We start from the raw sequence: 22,121 nt of genomic DNA, 5'->3' as shown, positions 1-22,121 counted from the left end.
GGGACCGCCGGGCGGCGGGCCCCGCGGCCCCTCCTCTCCCCTCCTGGTGCCGCCCCGGTCCGTCACAGCCGGGGCAGCGCCACTACATACGCGGCGGGTTCCCTGTCCGCGGCCGCCATCAACGCGGTACGTACGACGGCCGCCTGATGTTCCGGAGCGTCGCGCAGCTGCCTGGGGCTGAGCCGCACCACCGTGATGCCCAGCCGCTCCAGGTGCTCGCGCTTGCGCGGGCATTCCGGCGCCCCGGCGATCCCGCACGTGGCATGTCCGTGCCGAGCGGCCCCCATGTCCAGGTCCACCGCCACCGCGTGGTCCGGCCAGTAGGCGTCCACCCCGCCGAGGTCGGGGCCGCCGGGCAGCCGCAGGCCGACGTTCCAGACCGGGTCGGGCAGGCCGTACTCGCGCACCATCCGGTACAGCCGGTCCTCCGCGATCGCCCGGCCCTCGGCCAGCAGGGACTCCACGGCGTCCACCACGTGCGGGCGGCTCAGCAGATGGGCCTCCGTCAGCTCCCGGACCACCGCCGCCGGTTCGCAGTGCCCGCCGCGCACGGCCTCCGTCAGCAGCCGCCGCACGACGCTCGCGTCCGTCAGCTCCGCCACCGCGTCGGCCAGGGCCCGCGCCACCGGCGCGACCGGGACGTGGGCGTCCCCCGCCCGGACGGAACCGGGAGCCTGGGGGACCGTGACCAGCTCGGGTTCGGGCAGGGCGGACGTCCGCAGGATGCGCGCGCAGCCCGCCGAACGGAGCCGGCGCGGCCGGGGGACGAGGACGTCGATGGCCTCCAAGTCCGCCAGCGGGGGAGTGGAGGCGAAACCGTGCAGCGCCAGCGCGGCCAGGCCGGTGATCACCGCCTCGCCGAGGCCGGACCCCGCCCGCGGGCCGGGCTGGGAGGGGACACCGCCGTTCCGCTCGCGCCCCACGTACAGCAGTACCGCGTGCAGCCGTTCCTCGCCGGTCGGCGGGTCCGGGTGGAGCAGCACGACGCCGGGGAGGATCTGCTGCCAGGGACCGTCCGGGCGGCAGTGCGCGGTCGTCTCGGCGGCCGCGACCCCGCGCGCGCGGAGCTGGGCCGTGGTCAGCAGCCGGCGGGAGCCGGGGACGAACTGCTGGAGGGGGCGCGGGGAGAGCGGGGTTTCGTGGTTCATGTCCGGCAAGCTTCCCGTCCCCGGACCCTCCTTGAACCGCTGTTACACGTCCGTCGACAAACACGGACAACATCGCCCTGAAGGACGGGTGTTCGGATGCCGAAAGCTCCTGGTCCGCCCGGGCGGGAGCCAGGGGTTACGGCGATGACTGCCCGAATTCCGTAACGGTTGCTCGGCGCACGTCTGCGGGGAGAGCTCAGCCGGCCGCCGCGTCGCACTCCTGACCGCGCAGCGCCCGCGCCAGATCGTCCCGCGCCTCCAGCACCAGCCGGCGCAGGGCGGGCGCGGCACCGGTGTGCGCGGCGAGCCAGGCGTCCGTCGCGTCCAGCGTCGCCCGGGAATCCTGGAACGCCGGGAACAGGCCCCGGACGACGTCCATCCCGATCTGGATGGACCGCTCCGTCCACACCCGCTCGATCGCCGCGAAGTACTTCGGCGCGTACGGCGCGAGCAGCTCCCGCTGCGAGGGCCGGGCGAAGCCCGCGATCGTCGCCTCGACCAGCGCGTTCGACAGCGCGTCCGACTCCACGACCTGCGCCCACGCCTGCGCCTTGACCGCCGCCGAGGGGCGGGCGGCCAGACAGCGCACCTGGTGCCGCTTGCCGGAGGCGGTGTCGTCCCGGGCCAGCTCCGCGGCGAGCACCGCCTCGTCGGCCGCGCCGTGCGCCGCGAGCGGCTCCAGGAACGCCCAGCGCAGCTCCTGGTCCACCTCCAGTCCGTCGATCCTCTCGGTGCCCTCCAGCAGGTCCCGCAACAGCCGCAGGTCGGCCTCCTCGAAGGCGGCCCGCGCGTAGAACCTGGCCCACGCCAGCTGGTGCTCGCCGCCCGGCTCGGCGTCCCGCAGCTCGCGCAGCGCGCCCCGGGCCAGCAGCCGCCCGCCCGTCTCGCGCCAGGCGGGCGCCGCGTAGTGCGCCAGCGCGGACTGCGCCCACGCGTGCAGCATCTGGAGCACGCCGATGTCCGACTCGCGGCCCGCGAACCGCAGCACCAGGTCCACGAACTCCCGCGCCGGCAGCAGCGCGTCCCGGGTCATGTTCCACAGCGCCGACCAGCACAGGGCGCGGGCCAGGGGGTCCGTCATGTCCCCCAGCCCGGCGCGCAGCGCGGCCAGCGAGGTCTCGTCGAAACGGATCTTGCAGTACGTCAGGTCGTCGTCGTTGACCAGCACCAGCTCAGGCGCGTCCGCCCCGGCCAGCTCCGCCACCACCGTGCGCGCCCCGTCCACGTCCGTCTCGGCGCGCGCGTACCGCTCCAGGGCGCCGCTCTCGCCGCGCCGGTACAGACCGACCGCCACCCGGTGCGGACGCAGTTCCGGATGCGACTGGGCCGCTTCCTGCACCACCGCCAGCTCATCGATCCGCCCGTCGGCGCTCAGCAGCACCTGGGGGGTCAGCGAGTTGACGCCGGCCGTCTGGAGCCAGGACCGCGCCCAGGCGCTCATGTCCCGCTCGCTGGTCTCCTCCAGCACCGACAGCAGGTCGGCCAGGCGCGTGTTGCCGTACGCGTGCCGCTTGAAGTAGCGCCGCGCGCCCTCCAGGAACGCGTCCTGGCCGACGTACGCCACCAGCTGCTTGAGCACGCTGGCGCCCTTGGCGTACGTGATGCCGTCGAAGTTGAGCTTGGCGTCCTGGAGATCGCGGATGTCGGCGGTGACCGGGTGGGTGGAGGGCAGCTGGTCCGCGCGGTAGGCCCACGCCTTGCGGCGGTTGGCGAAGGTGATCCAGCCGTCGGTGAAGCGGGTGGCGCCCACCAGCGAGAAGGAGCCCATGAAGTCCGCGAAGGACTCCTTCAGCCACAGGTCGTCCCACCACCGCATGGTGACCAGGTCGCCGAACCACATGTGCGCCATCTCGTGCAGGATCACGTTGGCGCGGCTCTCGTAGGACGCCCGCGTCACCTTCCCGCGGAAGATGAACTCCTCGCGGAAGGTCACCAGGCCCGGGTTCTCCATCGCGCCGAGGTTGTACTCCGGCACGAACGCCTGGTCGTACTTCCCGAACGGGTACGGGTAGTCGAAGTGGTCGTGGAAGAAGTCCAGGCCCTGCTTGGTCACCAGGAACACGTCGTCGGCGTCGAAGTGGGGCGCCAGGCCCCTGCGGCACATCGCGCCGAGGGGGATCTCCAGGGTCGTGCCGTCGCCGAGGGTCCGCGTGTAGGTGTCGGTCACGTAGTGGTACGGGCCCGCCACGACACAGGTGATGTACGTCGAGATCGGCTTGGTCTCCGCGAACCGCCACACGCCGTCGGCGCGCTCACCCGCGCCGTTGCTCCACACCGTCCACTGCTCGGGCGCCCGCACCTCGAAGCGGAACGGGGCCTTGAGGTCCGGCTGCTCGAAGGTGGCGAAGACCCGGCGGGCGTCGGCCGGCTCGTACTGGGTGTACAGGTACACCTCGCCGTCCTCGGGGTCGACGAAGCGGTGCAGGCCCTCACCGGTGCGGGAGTAGGCGCACCGGGCGTCGACGATCAGCTCGTTGTCGGCCGCGAGGTCCTCCAGTACGATCCGGGAGCCGTCGAAGACCTCGCCCGGGTCCAGGTCGCGCCCGTTGAGGCTGACCGCCGTCACGCTCGGCGCGATCAGGTCCGCGAAGGTGGACGCGCCCGGCTCGGCGCAGCGGAAGCGGATCGTGGTGACGGAGCGGAAGGTGCGCGGCCCCTCGCGGTGCTCCGCGCCGACCGCGGAGCGGACGTCGAGGGACACCTCGTACCCGTCGACGGACAGCAGGGCGGCCCGCTCCCGGGCCTCGTCACGGGACAGATTCTCACCGGGCACGGACGGCACTCCCTCGGCTCGTGTTCCACCATGCGGACAGCCCTGATCCTGCCATGCGGCCCGGACGGCGGACAGCCGGGAATGGCCGGGACGAGCGGGAGCGTTCCGTGGGGGATCGGCTGCCGAATCGTTTGCCTCATGAGGAGAGACATGTCGGAGAAGACCCCCGTCGACTTCTGGTTCGACCCGCTGTGCCCCTGGGCCTGGATGACCTCCCGCTGGGTGCTGGAGGTGGAGAAGCTCCGCGACATCGAGGTCCGCTGGCATGTGATGAGCCTGGCCGTCCTCAACGAGGACAAGCTCGACGAGCTCCCCGAGGAGTACCGCGAGATGCTCGCGACCAAGGCATGGGGGCCGGTCCGGGTCGTCATCGCCGCCCAGGAGGAGCACGGCGCCGAGGTGCTCGGCGACCTGTACACCGCGCTCGGCACCCACATCCACAACCGGGGCGAGGGCCCGGGGAAGGAGGCGGTCGCCGCCGCCCTGAAGGACGCCGGACTGCCCGAGTCCCTCATGGACCACTGGGACGCCACGCCCTACGAGCCCCAGCTGCGCGCCTCCCACAAGGAGGGCATCGACAAGGTCGGCCAGGAGGTCGGCACCCCGGTGATCGCCGTGCCCGGCCCCGACGGCGAGCAGATCGCCTTCTTCGGCCCGGTCGTCACCCCCGCCCCCAAGGGCGAGCAGGCCGCCAAGCTGTGGGACGGCACCCTCGCGGTCGCCTCCGTCCCGGGCTTCTACGAGATCAAGCGCACCCGCACCCAGGGGCCGGTCTTCGACTGAGCCCGCGGGGCGGCGGGCGGCCGGGCCCCGGGCTCAGCCGCCAGCCGCCCGGAACGACTCCGGCAGGCTGAACCCGGACCTCCAGTTGAAGTAGGACTGCACCCGCAGGCATCCGGCGCGGGCGCAGCGCCGGTAGGTGCCGACATCCGCCTTGGGCACCTGGGTCAGGGCGTAGGCGCGCTCCTCGTCGGTGAGCGGCCGGAAGTCCTGGTCGGTGTCCCCGCAGTTGGGGCACCGTCTGTTGGGAAGACCCATGCGCGTCACTGTCCCCCGGAACCCGCCCGGCCGGAAGGAGGCGCGCGGAGCGTGTCGCCCGCCCCCGGCACGCCCCGGACGCCCCGCCCACCGGCCCCCGCTCCCTGCGGCGCCCGCATGCGGGAAGCCCCCGTGAGTCACGTCCTCACGGGGGCTTCCCTCTGTTCCGCCCGCCGCGCGAAGGGTGAGAAGACGATCACGAGGCAGGACGACTCACGGGCGCGTCAGGGCGCCAGCAGCAGCGCGTTCAGGCGGGACTTCGCGGCCTCGTAGCGCCGCGCCACGTCCTGCCAGTTCACGACCTGCCACATCGCCTCGATGAAGTCCACCTTCTGGTTCTTGTACTGGAGGTAGAAGGCGTGCTCCCAGGCGTCGAAGACCAGGATGGGGGTCGAGCCCTGGCCCACGTTGCCCTGGTGGTCGTAGACCTGCTCGACGATCAGCCGTCCGCTCAGCGGCTCGTACGCCAGCACGCCCCAGCCCGAGCCCTGGGTGGTGGCGGCGGCCTTGGACAGCTGCGCCTTGAAGCGGGCGAAGGAGCCGAACGACTCGGTGATCGCGTCCGCGAGCTCGCCCACGCCGTCCTGGGCCAGCGGCTCGCCGCCGCCGTCCTTCGGGCCGGTCATGTTCTGCCAGTAGACGGAGTGCAGGATGTGCCCGGAGAGGTGGAAGGCGAGGTTCTTCTCCAGGCCGTTGATCGAGCCCCACGCCTCCTTGTCGCGGGCCTCGGCGAGCTGCTCCAGCGTGTCGTTGGCGCCCTTCACGTAGGCCGCGTGGTGCTTGTCGTGGTGCAGCTCGATGATCTCCGGGCTGATCACGGGGGCCAGTGCGGAGTAGTCGTACGGCAGTTCAGGCAGCGAGTAGACAGGCATGGCGGATCCCCTCCGGCCTCTTATTGCAACAGGCTTGCAAGTGCACGCTAGCAGCAACAGGGTCCGCGCGCGGGCCCGGGCACGCGAAAGGGCCCCCGCCCGCACTCCCTTGTTCCAGGAGCGCGCGCGGGGGCCCTTCCGGGCCGAGCGCGCTAGCGGCGCTCGCGCGCCTTCTGCCAGGCGTAGCCGACGGCCGCCAGGGCCAGCGTCATGCCACCCGTCGAGTACAGCTGCACGCGGGTGCCGGGCTCGCGGGCCATCAGCACGAAGACCGCCGCCATGCCCGCCAGCGCGAGCCACGTCAGCCACGGGAACACCCACATCCGCACGACCAGCTTCTCCGGCGTCTCCCGCTCCAGGCGGCGGCGCAGCCGCAGCTGCGAGACGGCGATGAAGATCCAGACGACCAGGATCACCGCGCCGATCATGTTCAGCAGCCAGGAGAAGACGTCGTTGGGCCGCCAGTAGCTCAGCAGCACACAGACGAAGCCGAAGACGGAGGAGGCCAGCACGGCGATACGCGGCACCCCGCCGGAGACCCGGCCCAGCGCCTTCGGGCCCTGGCCCCGCTCGACCAGCGAGTAGGCGATGCGCGAGGCGCCGTAGATGTTGGCGTTCATCGCGCTCAGCAGCGCGACCAGCACGACCACGTTCATCAGCTGGCCGGCGCCGGGGATGTCGAGGGTGTCGAGGGTGGCGACGTAGGGGCCCTTCTCGACGACCTCCGCGGAGTCCCACGGGACGAGGGTGACGATGACCGCCATCGAGCCGATGTAGAACAGCGCGATCCGCCACATCGCCGTCCGCACCGCGCGCGCCACGCCCCGGACCGGGTCCTGCGACTCGGCCGCCGCGATGGTGACCGTCTCCAGGCCGCCGTAGGCGAAGACGGAGGCGAGCAGGCCGACGACCAGGCCCTCGCCGCCGTTGGGCAGGAAGTCGCTCAGGTGGGAGGTGCCGGGGGAGTCGGTGCCGGGCAGCACGCCCGCGATGGCCAGCGCACCGAGCACCAGGAACAGGGTGATCGCGCCGACCTTCAGCGCCGCGAACCAGAACTCGAACTCGCCGAAGTTCTTCACGGCGGCCAGGTTGGTGCCGCAGAAGACGACCATGAACAGCGCGACCCAGGCCCACTCCGGCGTGCCCGGCAGCCAGCCCGACACGATCTTGGCGGCGCCGATGCCCTCCAGGCCGACCGCCGTGCACAGCAGCACCCAGAAGGACCAGCCCGCGGTGAAGCCCGCCCAGGGGCCGATGGCCCGCTCGGCGTGGGCGGAGAAGGAGCCCGACGACGGGTACGCGGCCGACATCTCGCCGAGCATCCGCATCACCAGCATCACGAGGAGGCCGGAGAGGGCGTAGGCGATGACGATCGACGGTCCGGCGGCGGCGATGCCGGCTCCGGAGCCGACGAACAGGCCGGCGCCGATCACGCCACCGAGGGCGATCATCGACAGGTGGCGCTGCTTGAGACCGTGGGAGAGGGACGCGTCGCCTGTGGTCGGCGGCGTCTCTGTGGTGCTGCTGGGCATGGGCGCGGCTCGTCCAGAGGGTGGGGCGGGCATAAACGCCGACAGTCTGGGCGGTCGGCCCGCTCGTGGGCAGGGGGCTCCCACCATACGGACGCCGCAGATGCGGACGGTAGGGCTCCGATCACCTGGCGGGAAACAGGCGGTACGGGGCCGCCCGTGCGGGCGTGGCCGGTTTGGCGGAAGCCTACAGTCGTGGCCGGTGGGGCGGGAGCGACCGGAACCTCTCTCCGCTCGTGACCGGTATCACGCCGCATCCGGTGTAACCCGCGCCCTTTGTACGGAGCCCACCAAGTCGCCGATCGACCCTTTGTCGAGCGCTGACGGTGATCGGCGTCAGCGCCCTGGGATAGCGTCGCCTCGTCCCGACATGTCCACACCACCGCGGAGACCCCCATGAGCACCGCAGCCGCAACCCCTTCCCGCCCCGGGCAGGTCCTCGCCGACCTCCTTCCGGCCTCCCGCGTCCGCGACGTCGCGCTCGTGGCCGGCGGCGCCGCGCTCACCGGCCTCGCCGCCCAGATCTCCGTCCCGGTGCCGGGCTCCCCGGTGCCGGTGACCGGTCAGACCTTCGCCGCGCTGCTGGTCGGCACCGCCCTCGGCGCCCGCCGCGGCGCCCTGTCGATCGCGCTGTACGCGCTGGTCGGCATGGCGGGCGTGCCGTGGTTCGCCGGCGGCGCCTCCGGGACGGCCGCCCCCTCCCTCGGCTACGTCTTCGGCATGCTGCTCGCCGCCGCGGCCGTCGGCGCCCTCGCCCGCCGCGGCGCCGACCGCTCCGCCTGGCGCACGGCCGGCACGATGGTGCTGGGCGAGGCGATCATCTACGCCGTCGGCGTGCCGTACCTGGCCCTGGCCACCGGCATGTCCGCCACCGCGGCGATCGCGGCCGGCCTCACGCCCTTCCTGATCGGCGACGCGCTGAAGGCGGCCCTGGCGATGGGCCTGCTGCCGGCCGCCTGGAAGCTGGCCGGCAGGCGCTGACCGGCGCACGCGCACCCGCCACGCAGCAGGGGCCCGCGGCACACGCCGCGGGCCCCTGCTCTCTGTTCTTCTGCGTCCCGGTGCTCCCGGTGCTCCGGTGCTCCCGAGATCGCGGGAGGGACGTCAGTCCACCCGGGCCGCCTCGGCCCTCCGCCCGCGCGCGATCCTCTCCTTGACGAAGGCGATGACGAGCACGATCGCGGCGACGAGCAGCGACAGCAGCATGGTCGTGCGCCCGTCGTGCTCGGTGTCGGTCAGCATGTACCCCAGCACGAAGACGATCAGCGCGGCCGTCGCCCAGGTCAGATACGGGTACAGCCACATCTTCACGACCAGCTTCTCCGGCTCCTCCGCCTGGATGATCTTGCGCATGCGCAGCTGCGAGAAGCAGATCACCAGCCAGACGAAGAGCGCGACGGCCCCGGAGGAGTTGACGAGGAAGAGGAAGACGGAGTCGGGGAACTTGTAGTTGAAGAAGACGGCCACGAAGCCGAACGCGACCGACACCAGGATCGCCGTGCGCGGCACACCCCGCTGGGTGGTCCGGGCGAACGCCTTGGGCGCGTCCCCCCGCTGGCCGAGCGAGAACGCCATGCGGGAGGCGGTGTACAGCCCGGAGTTGAGGCAGGACAGCACGGACGTCAGCACGATGAAGTTCATGATCTGCCCGGCGTTGCCGATCCCGAGGGAGTCCAGGGCGGCCACGTAGGAGCCCTTCTCGGTGATCGACTCCGAGTCCCACGGCAGCAGGGTCACGACGACGAAGATCGAGCCGAGGTAGAAGACGCCGATCCGCCAGATGATGCTGTTGGTCGACTTGGTGACGGCCCGCTGCGGGTCCTCCGACTCGCCGGCGGCCAGGGTGGCGATCTCGCTGCCCATGAAGGAGAAGACGACGAGCAGCACACCGGTGAGGATGGCGCCGGGCCCGTTGGGCAGGAAGCCGCCGTGCTCGGTGAGGTTGCCCAGGCCCGCCTGGTCGCTGTCGGCCCCCGGCAGCACCCCGAAGACGGCCAGTGCGCCGATGACGATGAAGGCGCCGATCGCGACGACCTTGATCCCGGCGAACCAGAACTCGAACTCGCCATAGGAGCCGACCGAGACCAGGTTGGTGGCGGTGAGCACCACCATCACGATCAGTGCCCAGCCCCACTGGGGTACGGCGGGGATCCAGCCCTCCAGGATCACGGCCCCGGCGGTGGCCTCCACCGCCAGCACCACGACCCAGAAGAACCAGTACAGCCAGCCGATGGAGAAGCCGGCCCAGGGGCCGAGCGCCCGGTCGGCGTGCGCGGAGAAGGAGCCGGAGGTCGGATTCGCCGCCGACATCTCGCCGAGCATGCGCATCACCAGCACCACGAGGGTGCCGACCAGGGCGTAGGACAGGAGGATGCCGGGGCCCGCGGTGGCGATGCCGGTGCTGGAGCCGACGAACAGTCCCGCCCCGATGACGCCGCCGATGGCGATCATCGACAGATGGCGGTTCTTGAGCCCGGCCTGGAGGCCGGAATCGTGTGCTCCGGAGCCCTGGGCCCCGGGGTCACCGGGCTTCGCGGGCTCTCCTTGGTGGCCGCTTCCGGCCGTGTTCAGGGTCGGCTGCGAGGTCATGGAACGGATTTCCTTTGCGCCGGGGGAGCTGATTCCCGTGCGAGGGGGTGCGTCTGGGGTGTGACGCCGCACAGGAGCCCGTACAAGCGGTACGCGACCGGTGCACGAGACGGTCCAGTGAATCCGAGGCCAAGAATTTCTTGAACCTTTGATTCCGGATTGTTACTCGAGGTTTCCCTGGGCTTCCGTAACGAGGCTCACATTTTCCCGGTCGACACCCGACGCGCCTGCCCCGAAACGGGCGTGTCACACTCGGACCATGCGCGTGTACCTCGGTTCCGACCATGCCGGCTTCGAACTCAAGAACCACCTCGTGGAGTGGCTCAAGGCCGCGGGCCACGAGCCCGTCGACTGCGGCCCGCACATCTACGACGCCCAGGACGACTACCCGCCCTTCTGCCTCCGCGCCGCCGAGAAGACGGCCGCGGACCCCGGCGCCCTGGGCATCGTGATCGGCGGCTCCGGCAACGGGGAGCAGATCGCGGCCAACAAGGTCAAGGGCGTCCGCGCGGCCCTCGCCTGGAGCGAGGAGACCGCGGCGCTGGGCCGCCAGCACAACGACGCCAACGTCGTGGCGGTCGGCGCGCGCATGCACTCCACCGAGGAGGCGACGAAGTTCGTCGAGGTCTTCCTCAACACCCCCTTCACCGGTGAGGAGCGCCACGTCCGCCGCATCGACATGCTCGCGGTCTACGAGACCTCCGGCGACCTGCCCCCGATCCCCGCCCACCACCCCCAGCGGTAACGGAAACGGAACGCGGTTCCGGGTCACCGCCCCCGTACCCCCGGTCCCGGGGCACACGGCCGTGCCCCGGAACCCGGCACGGCCCCGGGCGCCCCTGGCCGGCCGGCGAGCAGGAACCGAGAAACGGAGTCACCCGTGCCCGAGGGCCACACCATCCACCGCCTGGCCCAGGACTACGCCGCCGCCTACGCCGGCAGCACGGTGCGGGTCACCAGCCCCCAGGGCAAGTTCTCCGACGCCGCCGCCCTCCTGGACGGCACCGCCCTCCACACCGCCGAAGCCCACGGCAAGCACCTCTTCCTCGGCTTCGGCGCCCCCGGCCGGTCCCCGGCGCCCGACGCGTTCGACCCGGCGCTCGCCCACTGGGTCCACATCCACCTCGGCCTCTTCGGCAAGGTCGCCTTCGGCGACGCCCCCGCGCCCCCGCCCGCCGACACCGTCCGCCTGCGCCTCGCCGACGACACGGCGTACGTCGACCTCCGCGGCCCCACCACCTGCGCCCTGATCACCCCCGACGAGAAGCGGGCGATACACGACCGCCTCGGCCCCGACCCGCTGCGCCCGGACGCCGACCCGGCCCTCGCCTTCGCGCGCGTCCGCCGCAGCCGTACGACGATCGCCGCACTGCTGATGGACCAGAAGGTCATCGCCGGCGTCGGCAACGTCTACCGCGCCGAGGTCCTCTTCCGCCACGGCATCGACCCCTACCGCCCGGGCAGGGACCTCACCCCCGCCGAGTGGGACGCGATCTGGCACGACCTCGTCGCCCTCATGCGCGAGGGCGTCCGCAACAACCGCATCGACACCGTCCGCCCGGAGCACACCCCGGAGGCGATGGGCCGGCCGCCGCGCGTCGACGACCACGGCGGCGAGGTGTACGTCTACCGCAGGGCCGCCCGGCCCTGCCACATCTGCGGCGGCGAGATCCGCACCGCCGAGCTCGCCGCCCGCAATCTCTTCTGGTGCCCGCAGTGCCAGCGGAGCTGACCGGTCGCCGCCCCGCGGCCGGACCCCGTCAGAACCCGTGCGGCAGCCACGGCGCCACCGCGCTGCCGAACGCCGGCGACGCCTCCGCCAGCGCCCCCCGCCGCACCTCGCGCACCCGCCCGGCCGCCGCCAGCGCCGTGAGCGGCACGCCCCCGAGATAGGCCGCCCCCAGCTCCCGTACCGACAGCGAGAGATCCGCCGCGTCCCGGGTCCGCGCGCAGGAGGCCCCCTCGGCGTCCCCCGTCAGCCGCCAACGGCCCTCGTTCCAGGGGCAGAAGGCGTCCGACACCTCCAGCACCACATCCACCGGCGCCTGGTACGTCCGCGCCCCCAGCGCCGCCCCGACGTCCACCAGCCGTATGTAGTACTGGTCCCGCACGCGCGGCAGGCAGCGCCGGATGTCGGACACCTGGTACTGCCAGGCATCGTCGACGGGCCGTCCCTGCACCACCAGCGTCGACGTCAGGTCGATGCCGAACAGGAACCGCCACAGCGCCGCCTGGGCCGCCGGATCGAGCCCGTACAGCTCCTCCAGGACCACCGTGCCGTCGTGCCCGGACGGCCCCCAGCCGGGCTTCACCCGGAACCGCGCGAAACCGACGGTCCGCCCGCCGCGCTCGGCCATCACGCACTGGAGCGGCGACGCCCCGTCCCGCCCGCCCTCCGGGTCCAGCAGCCCGAGCCGCTCCCAGCCCGGCCGGTGCCGGGCCAGCATGCCGGGCCGCTGCGGCACCAGCCGCGCGTACACCGCCTCGCACGCCTCCAGCACCTCCGCGGGCGCCGCGTAGCGCAGCCGTACGGCGTCGGTGCCGGCCGGCGCCTCCAGCGACACCCGGGCGGTGTCGATCTCCGCGTCGAGCTGGAAGCTCCCGATGCCGTACCCGAACCGCCCGTAGATGGCCGGCTCGGAGGCGGTGAGCACCGCCAGCGGCTCGCCCCAGCCCCGTACGTCGTCCAGCTGCCGGCGCATCAGCGAGGTCAGCACTCCGCGCCGCCGGTGCGTGGCGGCCACGCTGACCATGGTGACCCCGGCCGCCGGCACCAGCGCCCCGCCGGGCACGGTCATCCGGAAGGAGAACGCCCCCGCCGTCCCCACCGCCTCCCCGCCGTCCCAGGCGCCCAGGAAGCGGTCGTACTCGGTCAGCGCCCGCCACAGCCCGCGCTCCTCGTCCGACTCGACGGCCCCGCCGAAGGCCCGCAGCAGGGTGTCGTAGCACCGGTCCCAGTCCTCCGGGCGCAGCACCCGCGGCTCGGTCCCGGACCCGGCCCGGCCCGCCGGGCCGCCCCTCGCGTGGTCAGTCGCCATGCGCCATGCCTATCAGTGCGTCAGGACAGGAGCCAGACATTTTCCCCGGGTCGGCGACACCGCGGGCCCCGGTGGCGTTCACTGGAGGTTCACCGGGCGGTCCGCGGCGAAGTCCGGTGCGGGGCCGGGGTCCCGGACGGGGGACAAGCGGGACCTCCCGTGCCAAGCGGCCGCTCCGATGGATAGGGTCCCGAACTGATGGCAGCAGGACGACAGCGGCGCGCGGCGGCCGAGACGTTCACGGCCCGGGTGAAGAAGCGGTGGCACCGGGTCCGCGTCGGCGTGCGCAAAGCCGCCGTCGACTACTTCCGCGGCGACGGCTCGGACTGGGTCGCGCTGGCCGGGCTGCTGCTGACCATCCCCCTGATCGCGCTGACGACGATGGCCAACCCCGTGTGGTGCGCACCGGCCGCGCTGGTCCTGCCGGTCGTCGTCGGCGGCCTGGTGCTGCGCCCGGCGAGCCTGCTCGGCCTGTACGCGGCGGCGGCCGCCGCGCTGATCGTGGAGTCGGTGCGGCTGGGCCCGTACACCGAGGGCCCGTCCCGGGTCACCCCGGGCGTGGTGCTGGTGGTGGCGGCCTGCGGCTTCTTCGGGCTGCTGCTCGCCCAGTTCCGCAGCCGGGTCGGCGTGCCCTGGCGGCGCGGCCACACCATGCTCTTCGACCTGCGCGAACGCATCCGCGTGCAGAGCAAGCTGCCCAAGCTGCCGACGGGCTGGCACCGGGAGATGGCGCTGCGCCCGGCGGGCGGCCAGTCCTTCTCCGGCGACTTCGTGGTCGCCGCCCGGACCAACGGCGGGCGGACGCTGGAGGTGGTCCTCACCGACGTCTCCGGCAAGGGCATGGACGCCGGCTCGCGCGCCCTGCTGCTGTCGGGCGCCTTCGGCGGCCTGCTGGGCAGCCTGCCCCCGCACGCCTTCCTCCCGGCCGCCAACGGCTATCTGCTGCGCCAGGACTGGGAGGAGGGCTTCGCCACCTCCATCCATCTGGTCCTGGACCTCGACTCCGGTGACTACGAGCTGTACTCCGCCGGGCATCCGCCGGGCCTCCAGCTCAGCGCGGGAACGGGCCGCTGGGAGGAGAAGAGCGCCGAGGGCCCGCTGCTGGGGGTGTACGACGGCGCCCAGTTCGACCCGGTCAAGGGCTCCCTGCGCCCGGGCGACGTGCTGATGCTGTTCACCGACGGCCTCGTGGAGACCGCCGAACGCGACATCGCCGAGGGCATCGACCGCCTCACCGGCGAGGCGGACCGTTACGTCGCCGGCGGCTTCCACGGCGCCGCCTGGCACCTGATCGAGGCGGTCGCGAAGGACGTCAACGACGACCGGGCGCTGCTGCTCATCTGCCGGGAGGGCCCGACGGCCCAGGCCGCGGGCGGCTGACACCGGCGCCGCGCGCCCGCACACCGGCCCCATGACCGACGAGCCGCCGCTGACCCCGGCCGCCAGGACGCGGGGCGGGGCCCCGAAGAGTCCCGGGGACGCGGGCCCTACGCGGTGACCTTCTCCCGGTGCTCGCGCTCGGCGGGCCGCCCGGTCCCGTCCCGCTTCTCGCGCTCCCTGGCCAGCTCGGCGGCGTCCCGCTTGAAGGCCCACTCCATCCCCGGTTCCACCACGCACCGCAGGACGCGCCGCACCGGCGCGGTGCACAGCAGCGTGATGACGACGGCCGCGAGGACGGTCAGGCCGATCTCGCCGGCCGGCCGGTCCAGTACGGACCCGTGGAACCAGCCCTCGTAGTTGCCGGTCTTCACCAGGAAACCGTGGAGCAGATAGCCGTAGATCGTCCCGGCGCCGAGCGCGGTGAACCACATGCGCCGGCCGGGGACCCAGGCGAAGAAGCAGGCGGTCAGCACCAGGGAGCAGCCGAAGAGCGCGAGCGTGACGACCGGCCCGGTCCACCAGGGGGCGCCGATGCTCTGCGCGGTGGTGTTGCGGTAGAACCAGGCCGTGTCCATGCGCGGCACCGACCACCAGCCCACGGCCACCGCCGCCGCGGCCACCGGCACCGACCAGATCCGCACCGAGCGGCGGCGCACCAGCTGGAAGTGCTCGGGACGCATCATCAGGCCCAGCACGAAGCACGGCAGGAACTGAAGCACTCGCTGCATGTTCAGGTCGTTGCCGATGGAGGGCGTCATGGAGGCCAGCAGGGCGATGCCGAGCGCGATCGGGAGCGGCCGGCGGACCGTCTTCCAGATGGGAGTGGTCAGCCGCCAGACGAACAGCGCGCACAGGAACCACAGCAGATACGTGGGGTCCAGCAGGCTGATGTCGTGCTGGGGGTCGTGGTCGACGAAGCGCTTGTGGAGCGAATAGGCGAGCTCGAAGACGACATACGGAACGGCGACGCCGGTGATCAGCCGCTTGACCCGTCTGGGGCTCATGTCGAAGCCGCGCGAGAAGTAGCCGGAGATGATGATGAAGGCCGGCATATGGAAGGTGTAGACCACCCGGTAAAGGGTCTCCACGGTCCGGTTGCCGTCGAGGATCTGCCCCCAGGCGTGGCCCACGCCGACCAGCACGATCGCCAGGTACTTGGCGTTGTCGAAGAACGCGTCGCGCTGTCTGCCGGCCCCGGCGGGCCGGGCGCCCGCGGCCGGGGACGGGGCCGCGCGGCTGTCGCGCTGGTTCTGCGGGGCGGGCCGCGGACTCGGCACTCCCGGAACCGGCGACTGCGCCGGGGGGAGTGGTGTCCTGCGGTTGCCGTACGGGCGTAGCGAGTCAGTCATCGGCCCTCCCGCCGGGATGTCGGCGAGCAGGTCCGAAACCTCGCTGCGCTTACGGGGGACGTGGCAGCGTAGAACATCTGAGGCACCCTAGCGTCGTCCGAGCTATTCCGTAAAACCCTCGACGTCGTCGCGACGTCATTGCTGATATCGAGCCCGACTACCCGCTATTCCAACGACGTTGACCTCGTCATGGGTGTGATGACTCCCACGCTCCCGAGAGGTTGACGACAAGCCGTGCCGGGAGTGCTTGTCATCTTTATTCGTGACTCTCTCCCCCATAAGGTCGGTGGGAGGCACCGGTGAAATGTCCGATTGAGTGTGCCTTCGCCGGGGCGTGACGTGGAGTTCGGTGGAGCTCTCCTCACAATTCGGCGCGGCTGCGAACGTGTTGTGTGGGCGCGGAAACGAAATGATCGAATTCCCTGTGCGGGTGGGCTGTCGAATTCCTGTGCGGCGCGCCGTCGCCCGCTTTTTCACGCGTGCGGGCGTGTGCGGGGAGGGAAAAACCGGCCAGACTGTGCGTCAGCCGCCGCATAGGGAAGCGCGGTTGGTGGCACGATGGTTCTGGGCGGGGGTGCGCGGGTCGCGTCCCCGGCGGGAGAGCGGACCGACCGAGGGTGTGATCAGTTGTGGCCATTTCGCTGTCAGTGGTGCTGCTGTTGGCGATCATCCTGGTGGTGCTGCTGCGAGGGGGCTCCCTCAAGGCCGGCCCCGCGGTCGTCGCGGTGCTCTTCGGCTTCTTCCTCGCCTCCACCGGCATGGCCCCGTCGATCAACCGCTTCATGAACTCGATAGCCGAGACGATCAACTCGATCAGCTTCTGAGCGGGCGCTCCCCTCGGTGAGGGCGCGGCCCCGCCCGGGAGTCGGCGCGCCCCGCCGCCGCTCGACCGGGCCCGGAGGGGGGAGAGGGGGCCGCCCGCCGCCGGCCCGACCGGGCAGGCGCGCGGCCGGAAAACGACCGGGGCCGGGCCGGAGGAAGATCCTCCGGCCCGGCCCCGGGCCGTGTGGAGCGGGCGACGGGAATCGAACCCGCGTAGCTAGTTTGGAAGACTAGGGCTCTACCATTGAGCTACGCCCGCACAGGACGCGCCGCGGGTTCGTGACCGCGGCACTGCACTGCATCGTAGCGGGTGCTCCCCCCTCATCGCACACCCCGTGCCGCCGCGCACACCGGACCTTCACGCGCCGCGGGGAAAATGCGGCGGACCGGGCGACGCCGGGGCATGTACCCTACGTCTCGCACCAGACGGGGTGTGGCGCAGCTTGGTAGCGCGTCCGCTTTGGGAGCGGAAGGCCGTGGGTTCAAATCCCGCCACCCCGACCATTCACCACACCGCCGCCGGTCCTGTCCCGGCCCGCCATCCGGGCCATCCCCCGATCGCCCTGGTGGTCGCCTTTTGGGCCGTGTAGCCGCTGCCGTTACTATGCAAGCTGCACGCCCGTGTGTCTCAGTGTCTGCAGTCCGCCGGGCGGCGAAATCCGCCGGAACCTCCGGCTCCGGCAGAAACCAAGCAGTCAGCCACAAGGAGACCGAACCGTGAAGAGCGCCGTGGAGACCCTGAACCCGACCCGGGTTCGGCTCACTGTCGAGGTGCCCTTCGAGGAGCTCAAGGACAGCCTCGACGCGGCGTACAAGAAGATCAACCAGCAGGTCACGGTGAAGGGCTTCCGTAAGGGCAAGGTCCCGGCCCGGGTCATCGACCAGCGGTTCGGCCGCGGTGCCGTGCTGGAGGAGGCCGTCAACGACGCGCTGCCGAAGTTCTACACCGACGCGGTCAACGAGGCCGAGCTGAGCCCGCTGGGCCAGCCCGAGGTCGACATCACGGAGCTGAAGGACGGCGAGACGCTGAACTTCACCGCCGAGGTCGACATCCGCCCCGCCATCGAGATCCCGGACTACTCCGGCATCGAGGTCGAGGTCGACGCCGTCGAGGTCACCGACGAGGACGTCGAGAAGTCGGTCGAGCAGCTGCGCGAGCGCTTCGCCACCACCTCCCCGGTCGAGCGCGCCGCCGAGGACGGCGACGTCGTGACGGTCGACCTGGAGGCCAAGGTCGACGGCGAGGTGCTGGAGGACGGCGTCGCCAAGGACGTCTCCTACACCATCGGCTCCGGCGAGCTCCTGGACGGCATCGACGACGCCGTCAAGGGCCTGTCCGCCGGCGAGGAGGCCACCTTCACCTCCGAGCTCAAGGGCGGCTCGGCGGCCGGCCGGGAGGCCGAGGTCACCGTCAAGGTCAGCCAGGTCGCCAAGCGCGAGCTGCCGGAGCTGGACGACGAGTTCGCCCAGCTCGCCTCCGAGTTCGACACCCTTGAGGAGCTCAAGGCGGACAGCCGCAAGCGCCTGGAGGACATGAAGCGGTACGACCAGGCCACGCAGGCCCAGGAGCGCGTCCTGGACAAGCTGCTGGAGCTGGTCGAGGTCCCGGTCCCCGAGAAGCTGCTCGAGGACGAGATCAACACCCGCAAGCACAACCTCGAGCACCACCAGCTCGGCCAGATGGGCCTCACCCTCGACAAGTACCTGGAGCTCCAGGGCAAGACCGCCGAGGAGTTCGACGACGAGACCCGCGAGGCCGCGGTCAAGGGCATCAAGACCCAGTTCGTGCTCGACGAGCTCGTCAAGCAGGAGAAGCTCAACGTCAACCAGGAGGAGCTCACCGAGCACCTCATGCGGCGCGCTGCCTCCTCCGGCATGTCCCCCGACCAGTTCGCCCAGGCCGTCGTCCAGCAGGGCCAGGTCCCGCTGCTCGTCGGCGAGGTCGCCCGCGGCAAGGCCCTGGCCGCCGTGGTCGAGAAGGCCACGGTCAAGGACACCAACGGCGAGGTCGTCGACCTGGACGACGAGGACGAGACGGAGGAGGCCGCCGAGGCCGCCGCCGACTCCGCCGAGGCCGAGGCCGAGGAGAAGAACGAGGGCTGAGCCGTACGGCACCCTCCGCAGGACGCGGGACGGGCCCCGGGTACTTCGTGACCCGGGGCCCGTCCCCCTTTCCCCGGCGCACCCCGGCGTGCTCCGGCCTTCCCCGGCGCGCCCCGGCCTTCCCCGGCGCGCCCCGGCCCTCCCCGAGCTTCCCCGGCGTTCCCGCGTTTCCCCGGCGGGCTCCGGGCCGTACCGCGAGCTGTGGTCCCGGCGCGGCGCTACGCCCCCGGCGAACACCCCCCTTCGCGGGATTCGCCGGAGGGACCTGCGCGTTAGGGTCCATGAATACGAGGGCAGGGGAGTCCCCGAAGCCGCCAGGCAGGCGGCGCGCGCCGGAGTCCCAGGCCCCCGGCAGAACACGTGAGACGGCCCGGCGCCGTCGTAAGACGAGCAGGTGGATACGTGACGAATCTGATGCCCTCCGCCGCCGGCGAGCCTTCCATCGGTGGTGGCCTCGGCGACCAGGTCTACAACCGGCTGCTCAACGAGCGGATCATCTTCCTCGGCCAGCCGGTGGACGACGACATCGCGAACAAGATCACCGCGCAGCTGCTGCTCCTTGCCTCCGACCCGGACAAGGACATCTACCTGTACATCAACAGCCCCGGCGGCTCCATCACGGCCGGCATGGCGATCTACGACACCATGCAGTACATCAAGAACGACGTGGTGACCATCGCCATGGGCCTGGCGGCCTCCATGGGCCAGTTCCTGCTCAGCGCGGGCACCCCCGGCAAGCGCTTCGCGCTGCCGAACGCCGAGATCCTGATCCACCAGCCGTCCGCCGGCCTGGCCGGCTCGGCGTCGGACATCAAGATCCACGCCGAGCGGCTGCTGCACACCAAGAAGCGCATGGCCGAGCTCACGGCCCAGCACACCGGCCAGACGGTCGAGCAGATCACCCGCGACTCGGACCGCGACCGCTGGTTCGACGCCTTCGAGGCCAAGGAGTACGGCCTCATCGACGACGTCATCGCCACGGCCGCCGGCATGCCGGGCGGCGGCGGCACCGGGGCCTGACCGCCCCCCGCGGGCCGCGCCGCACCACGGGCGCCCGCGGGAGCCGAGCCCAGCCCACGCGGACCGGGCCGGGGCCCGCGCCCGACCCCCGTCCGCCGGGCCCTCGGCGGGCTCGGCCGGGCCCGCCGGGCCTCACCGTCCGCACCGGGCCCAGGCGTCCCAGCCAGCCCCCAGCCGACCGCCTCAGCCCCTTTCCAGGAGACACCGTGAACGACATCCCCGGCAGCGGCCTCTACGACCGCGCGCGCGCCCAGTACACCGGCCCCACGGCCGAGTCCCGCTACGTCATCCCGCGCTTCGTCGAGCGCACCTCCCAGGGCATCCGCGAGTACGACCCGTACGCGAAGCTCTTCGAGGAGCGCGTGATCTTCCTCGGCGTCCAGATCGACGACGCCTCCGCCAACGACGTCATGGCCCAGCTGCTGTGCCTGGAGTCGATGGACCCCGACCGGGACATCTCGGTCTACATCAACAGCCCCGGCGGCTCCTTCACGGCGCTCACCGCGATCTACGACACGATGCAGTTCGTGAAGCCGGACATCCAGACGGTCTGCATGGGCCAGGCGGCCTCCGCCGCCGCCGTCCTGCTGGCCGCCGGCACGCCCGGCAAGCGCATGGCGCTGCCGAACGCCCGTGTCCTGATCCACCAGCCCTACAGCGAGACCGGCCGCGGCCAGGTCTCCGACCTGGAGATCGCCGCCAACGAGATCCTCCGGATGCGCTCGCAGCTGGAGGAGATGCTGGCCAAGCACTCCACCACGCCGGTCGAGAAGATCCGCGAGGACATCGAGCGCGACAAGATCCTCACGGCCGAGGACGCGCTCCAGTACGGCCTGATCGACCAGATCATCTCGACCCGGAAGATGAACAACGCCGCGGTCCGCTGACGCGGAACGGGCAGCGTCTGCCGCCCCTTGGCACGGAGTGGCGCGGTCCACGACGAAGTGAACCGTGCCAAGGGGGGCCCGAACGAGGGGCCCGGCAAGGTACCGTCGACATAAGGCAGCACCAGGAGCCGCTGGACCGCAGGTGTCCAGGCGTCTCCCAGGCGAAGGGGAAGCACACCGTGGCACGCATCGGTGACGGCGGCGATCTGCTCAAGTGCTCGTTCTGTGGCAAGAGCCAGAAGCAGGTCAAGAAGCTCATCGCAGGGCCCGGTGTGTACATCTGCGACGAGTGCATCGATCTCTGCAACGAGATCATCGAAGAGGAGCTCGCGGAGACCAGCGAGGTGCGCTGGGAGGAGCTTCCCAAGCCCCGCGAGATCTACGAGTTCCTCGACGGGTACGTGGTCGGCCAGGAGGCCGCCAAGAAGGCCCTGTCCGTCGCGGTGTACAACCACTACAAGCGGGTCCAGGCCGGTGAGAACGGCGGTGCGCAGGGCCGCGACGACGCCATCGAGCTGGCCAAGTCGAACATCCTGCTGCTGGGCCCGACGGGCTCCGGCAAGACCCTCCTCGCGCAGACCCTCGCCCGCATGCTGAACGTGCCGTTCGCCATCGCCGACGCGACGGCGCTGACGGAGGCGGGCTACGTCGGCGAGGACGTCGAGAACATCCTGCTCAAGCTGATCCAGGCCGCGGACTACGACGTCAAGAAGGCCGAGACCGGGATCATCTACATCGACGAGATCGACAAGGTCGCGCGGAAGAGCGAGAACCCGTCGATCACCCGGGACGTCAGCGGCGAGGGCGTCCAGCAGGCGCTGCTGAAGATCCTGGAGGGCACCACCGCCTCGGTGCCGCCGCAGGGCGGGCGCAAGCACCCCCACCAGGAGTTCATCCAGATCGACACGACGAACGTCCTGTTCATCGTGGGCGGCGCCTTCGCCGGACTGGAGAAGATCATCGAGGCCCGGGCGGGTGCCAAGGGCATCGGCTTCGGCGCCACCATCCGCTCCAAGCGGGAGCTGGAGGCCAAGGACCAGTTCGAGGACGTCATGCCGGAGGACCTGGTCAAGTTCGGCATGATCCCCGAGTTCATCGGCCGCCTCCCCGTGATCACCTCCGTGCACAACCTCGACCGCGAGGCCCTGCTCAAGATCCTGGTGGAGCCGCGCAACGCGCTGGTGAAGCAGTACCAGCGCCTGTTCGAACTCGACGGTGTCGAGCTGGACTTCGAGCGCGAGGCGCTGGAGGCCATCGCCGACCAGGCCATCCTCCGCCAGACCGGCGCCCGCGGCCTGCGCGCCATCATGGAGGAGGTCCTCCAGGGCGTGATGTACGAGGTGCCGTCCCGCAAGGACGTCGCCCGCGTCGTCATCACCGCGGACGTGGTCCTGTCCAACGTCAACCCGACCCTCATCCCGCGGGACAGCCGCGGACGCGGGTCGGGGGAGCAGAAGACGGCGTAGCCGCCCCCGTGACACGCCGAGAGGGCCCCGGTCGGACCCGGCTGCACCGGGAACACATCCTCCTGCACGAGATCAGCCACATGCTCCTCGAACACGACGCCGCGGAC

At 71.6% G+C, this 22,121-nt stretch carries 18 protein-coding genes and 2 tRNA genes; 11 read left to right on the top strand and 9 right to left on the bottom strand.

The features are described from left to right. Window positions 1–62 precede the first annotated feature (62 nt). Entirely contained in the window at window positions 63–1,148 is a 1,086-nt protein-coding gene (locus AB0L74_RS33005) for a hypothetical protein (RefSeq protein ID WP_365660724.1), read from the bottom strand. 196 nt (window positions 1,149–1,344) lie between these two features. Continuing rightward, entirely contained in the window at window positions 1,345–3,921 is a 2,577-nt protein-coding gene (gene pepN, locus AB0L74_RS33000) for an aminopeptidase N (RefSeq protein ID WP_365660722.1), read from the bottom strand. A gap of 150 nt (window positions 3,922–4,071) precedes the next feature. Between pepN and AB0L74_RS32995 the strand changes: the two genes are divergently transcribed. Then, window positions 4,072–4,704 (top strand): DsbA family protein, encoded by a 633-nt coding sequence (locus AB0L74_RS32995; protein WP_365660720.1) that lies wholly within the window; start codon window positions 4,072–4,074, stop codon window positions 4,702–4,704. A gap of 33 nt (window positions 4,705–4,737) precedes the next feature. On the opposite strand, the gene AB0L74_RS32990 is transcribed toward AB0L74_RS32995, so the two are convergent. The 3 genes from AB0L74_RS32990 to AB0L74_RS32980 form a co-directional block, all read right to left on the bottom strand. After that, the gene (locus AB0L74_RS32990; protein WP_365660718.1) at window positions 4,738–4,959 is read right to left on the bottom strand and encodes a hypothetical protein; all 222 of its coding nucleotides are present in this window, start codon (window positions 4,957–4,959) and stop codon (window positions 4,738–4,740) included. A gap of 224 nt (window positions 4,960–5,183) precedes the next feature. Beyond that, window positions 5,184–5,831 carry a superoxide dismutase gene (locus AB0L74_RS32985; RefSeq protein ID WP_365660715.1) on the bottom strand — a complete coding sequence of 216 codons (648 nt, stop codon included), beginning with the start codon at window positions 5,829–5,831 and terminating at the stop codon, window positions 5,184–5,186. 152 nt (window positions 5,832–5,983) lie between these two features. Beyond that, window positions 5,984–7,363, bottom strand: coding sequence for an amino acid permease (locus tag AB0L74_RS32980; RefSeq protein WP_365660713.1), 1,380 nt, complete (start codon window positions 7,361–7,363; stop codon window positions 5,984–5,986). Window positions 7,364–7,756: 393 nt separating this feature from the next. On the opposite strand from AB0L74_RS32980, the gene AB0L74_RS32975 reads away from it, so the two are divergent. Then, a complete protein-coding gene (locus AB0L74_RS32975) occupies window positions 7,757–8,341 on the top strand; it encodes a biotin transporter BioY (RefSeq protein WP_365660711.1) in 585 nt (194 codons plus the stop codon). A 123-nt stretch (window positions 8,342–8,464) separates the two neighbouring features. Here AB0L74_RS32975 and AB0L74_RS32970 read toward each other — a convergent pair whose 3' ends face one another. Next, window positions 8,465–9,949, bottom strand: coding sequence for an amino acid permease (locus tag AB0L74_RS32970; RefSeq protein ID WP_365660709.1), 1,485 nt, complete (start codon window positions 9,947–9,949; stop codon window positions 8,465–8,467). Between the two features lie 259 nt (window positions 9,950–10,208). On the opposite strand from AB0L74_RS32970, the gene AB0L74_RS32965 reads away from it, so the two are divergent. Both AB0L74_RS32965 and AB0L74_RS32960 read left to right on the top strand, forming a co-directional pair. After that, entirely contained in the window at window positions 10,209–10,694 is a 486-nt protein-coding gene (locus AB0L74_RS32965; protein WP_365660705.1) for a ribose-5-phosphate isomerase, read from the top strand. 135 nt (window positions 10,695–10,829) lie between these two features. Next, window positions 10,830–11,681: a DNA-formamidopyrimidine glycosylase family protein gene (locus tag AB0L74_RS32960; RefSeq protein WP_365660702.1), complete on the top strand. Its 852-nt coding sequence runs from the start codon at window positions 10,830–10,832 to the stop codon at window positions 11,679–11,681. Window positions 11,682–11,709: 28 nt separating this feature from the next. Here AB0L74_RS32960 and AB0L74_RS32955 read toward each other — a convergent pair whose 3' ends face one another. After that, window positions 11,710–12,987, bottom strand: a complete 1,278-nt coding sequence (locus tag AB0L74_RS32955; RefSeq protein WP_365660699.1) for a GNAT family N-acetyltransferase — start codon at window positions 12,985–12,987, stop codon at window positions 11,710–11,712. 198 nt (window positions 12,988–13,185) lie between these two features. Between AB0L74_RS32955 and AB0L74_RS32950 the strand changes: the two genes are divergently transcribed. Beyond that, window positions 13,186–14,367, top strand: a complete 1,182-nt coding sequence (locus AB0L74_RS32950) for a PP2C family protein-serine/threonine phosphatase (RefSeq protein ID WP_365660696.1) — start codon at window positions 13,186–13,188, stop codon at window positions 14,365–14,367. A gap of 107 nt (window positions 14,368–14,474) precedes the next feature. On the opposite strand, the gene AB0L74_RS32945 is transcribed toward AB0L74_RS32950, so the two are convergent. Continuing rightward, on the bottom strand, window positions 14,475–15,716 hold the full coding sequence (locus tag AB0L74_RS32945; RefSeq protein WP_365660693.1) for an acyltransferase family protein: 1,242 nt from the start codon (window positions 15,714–15,716) through the stop codon (window positions 14,475–14,477). Between the two features lie 629 nt (window positions 15,717–16,345). Here AB0L74_RS32945 and AB0L74_RS32940 point away from each other — a divergent pair. Next, window positions 16,346–16,540, top strand: a complete 195-nt coding sequence (locus AB0L74_RS32940; RefSeq protein WP_365660690.1) for a hypothetical protein — start codon at window positions 16,346–16,348, stop codon at window positions 16,538–16,540. A gap of 183 nt (window positions 16,541–16,723) precedes the next feature. On the opposite strand, the gene AB0L74_RS32935 is transcribed toward AB0L74_RS32940, so the two are convergent. Continuing rightward, window positions 16,724–16,797 (bottom strand) — tRNA-Gly (locus AB0L74_RS32935). Window positions 16,798–16,965: 168 nt separating this feature from the next. Between AB0L74_RS32935 and AB0L74_RS32930 the strand changes: the two genes are divergently transcribed. The 5 genes from AB0L74_RS32930 to clpX all read left to right on the top strand — a co-directional run bounded on the left by AB0L74_RS32930 (window position 16,966) and on the right by clpX (window position 22,014). Then, window positions 16,966–17,042 (top strand) — tRNA-Pro (locus AB0L74_RS32930). 213 nt (window positions 17,043–17,255) lie between these two features. Continuing rightward, the gene (gene tig, locus AB0L74_RS32925) at window positions 17,256–18,641 is read left to right on the top strand and encodes a trigger factor (protein WP_365660687.1); all 1,386 of its coding nucleotides are present in this window, start codon (window positions 17,256–17,258) and stop codon (window positions 18,639–18,641) included. Between the two features lie 414 nt (window positions 18,642–19,055). Beyond that, entirely contained in the window at window positions 19,056–19,661 is a 606-nt protein-coding gene (locus AB0L74_RS32920; protein ID WP_031114129.1) for an ATP-dependent Clp protease proteolytic subunit, read from the top strand. Window positions 19,662–19,867: 206 nt separating this feature from the next. Further along, the gene (locus AB0L74_RS32915; RefSeq protein WP_365660684.1) at window positions 19,868–20,548 is read left to right on the top strand and encodes an ATP-dependent Clp protease proteolytic subunit; all 681 of its coding nucleotides are present in this window, start codon (window positions 19,868–19,870) and stop codon (window positions 20,546–20,548) included. A gap of 179 nt (window positions 20,549–20,727) precedes the next feature. Further along, a complete protein-coding gene (clpX, locus tag AB0L74_RS32910; RefSeq protein WP_365660681.1) occupies window positions 20,728–22,014 on the top strand; it encodes an ATP-dependent Clp protease ATP-binding subunit ClpX in 1,287 nt (428 codons plus the stop codon). Window positions 22,015–22,121 lie beyond the last annotated feature (107 nt).

Origin of the sequence: Streptomyces sp. NPDC052020 (assembly GCF_040680575.1) — a bacterium.
In the GTDB taxonomy this organism is placed as follows: domain Bacteria; phylum Actinomycetota; class Actinomycetes; order Streptomycetales; family Streptomycetaceae; genus Streptomyces.
This window is presented reverse-complemented; position numbering and strand designations above follow the sequence as displayed.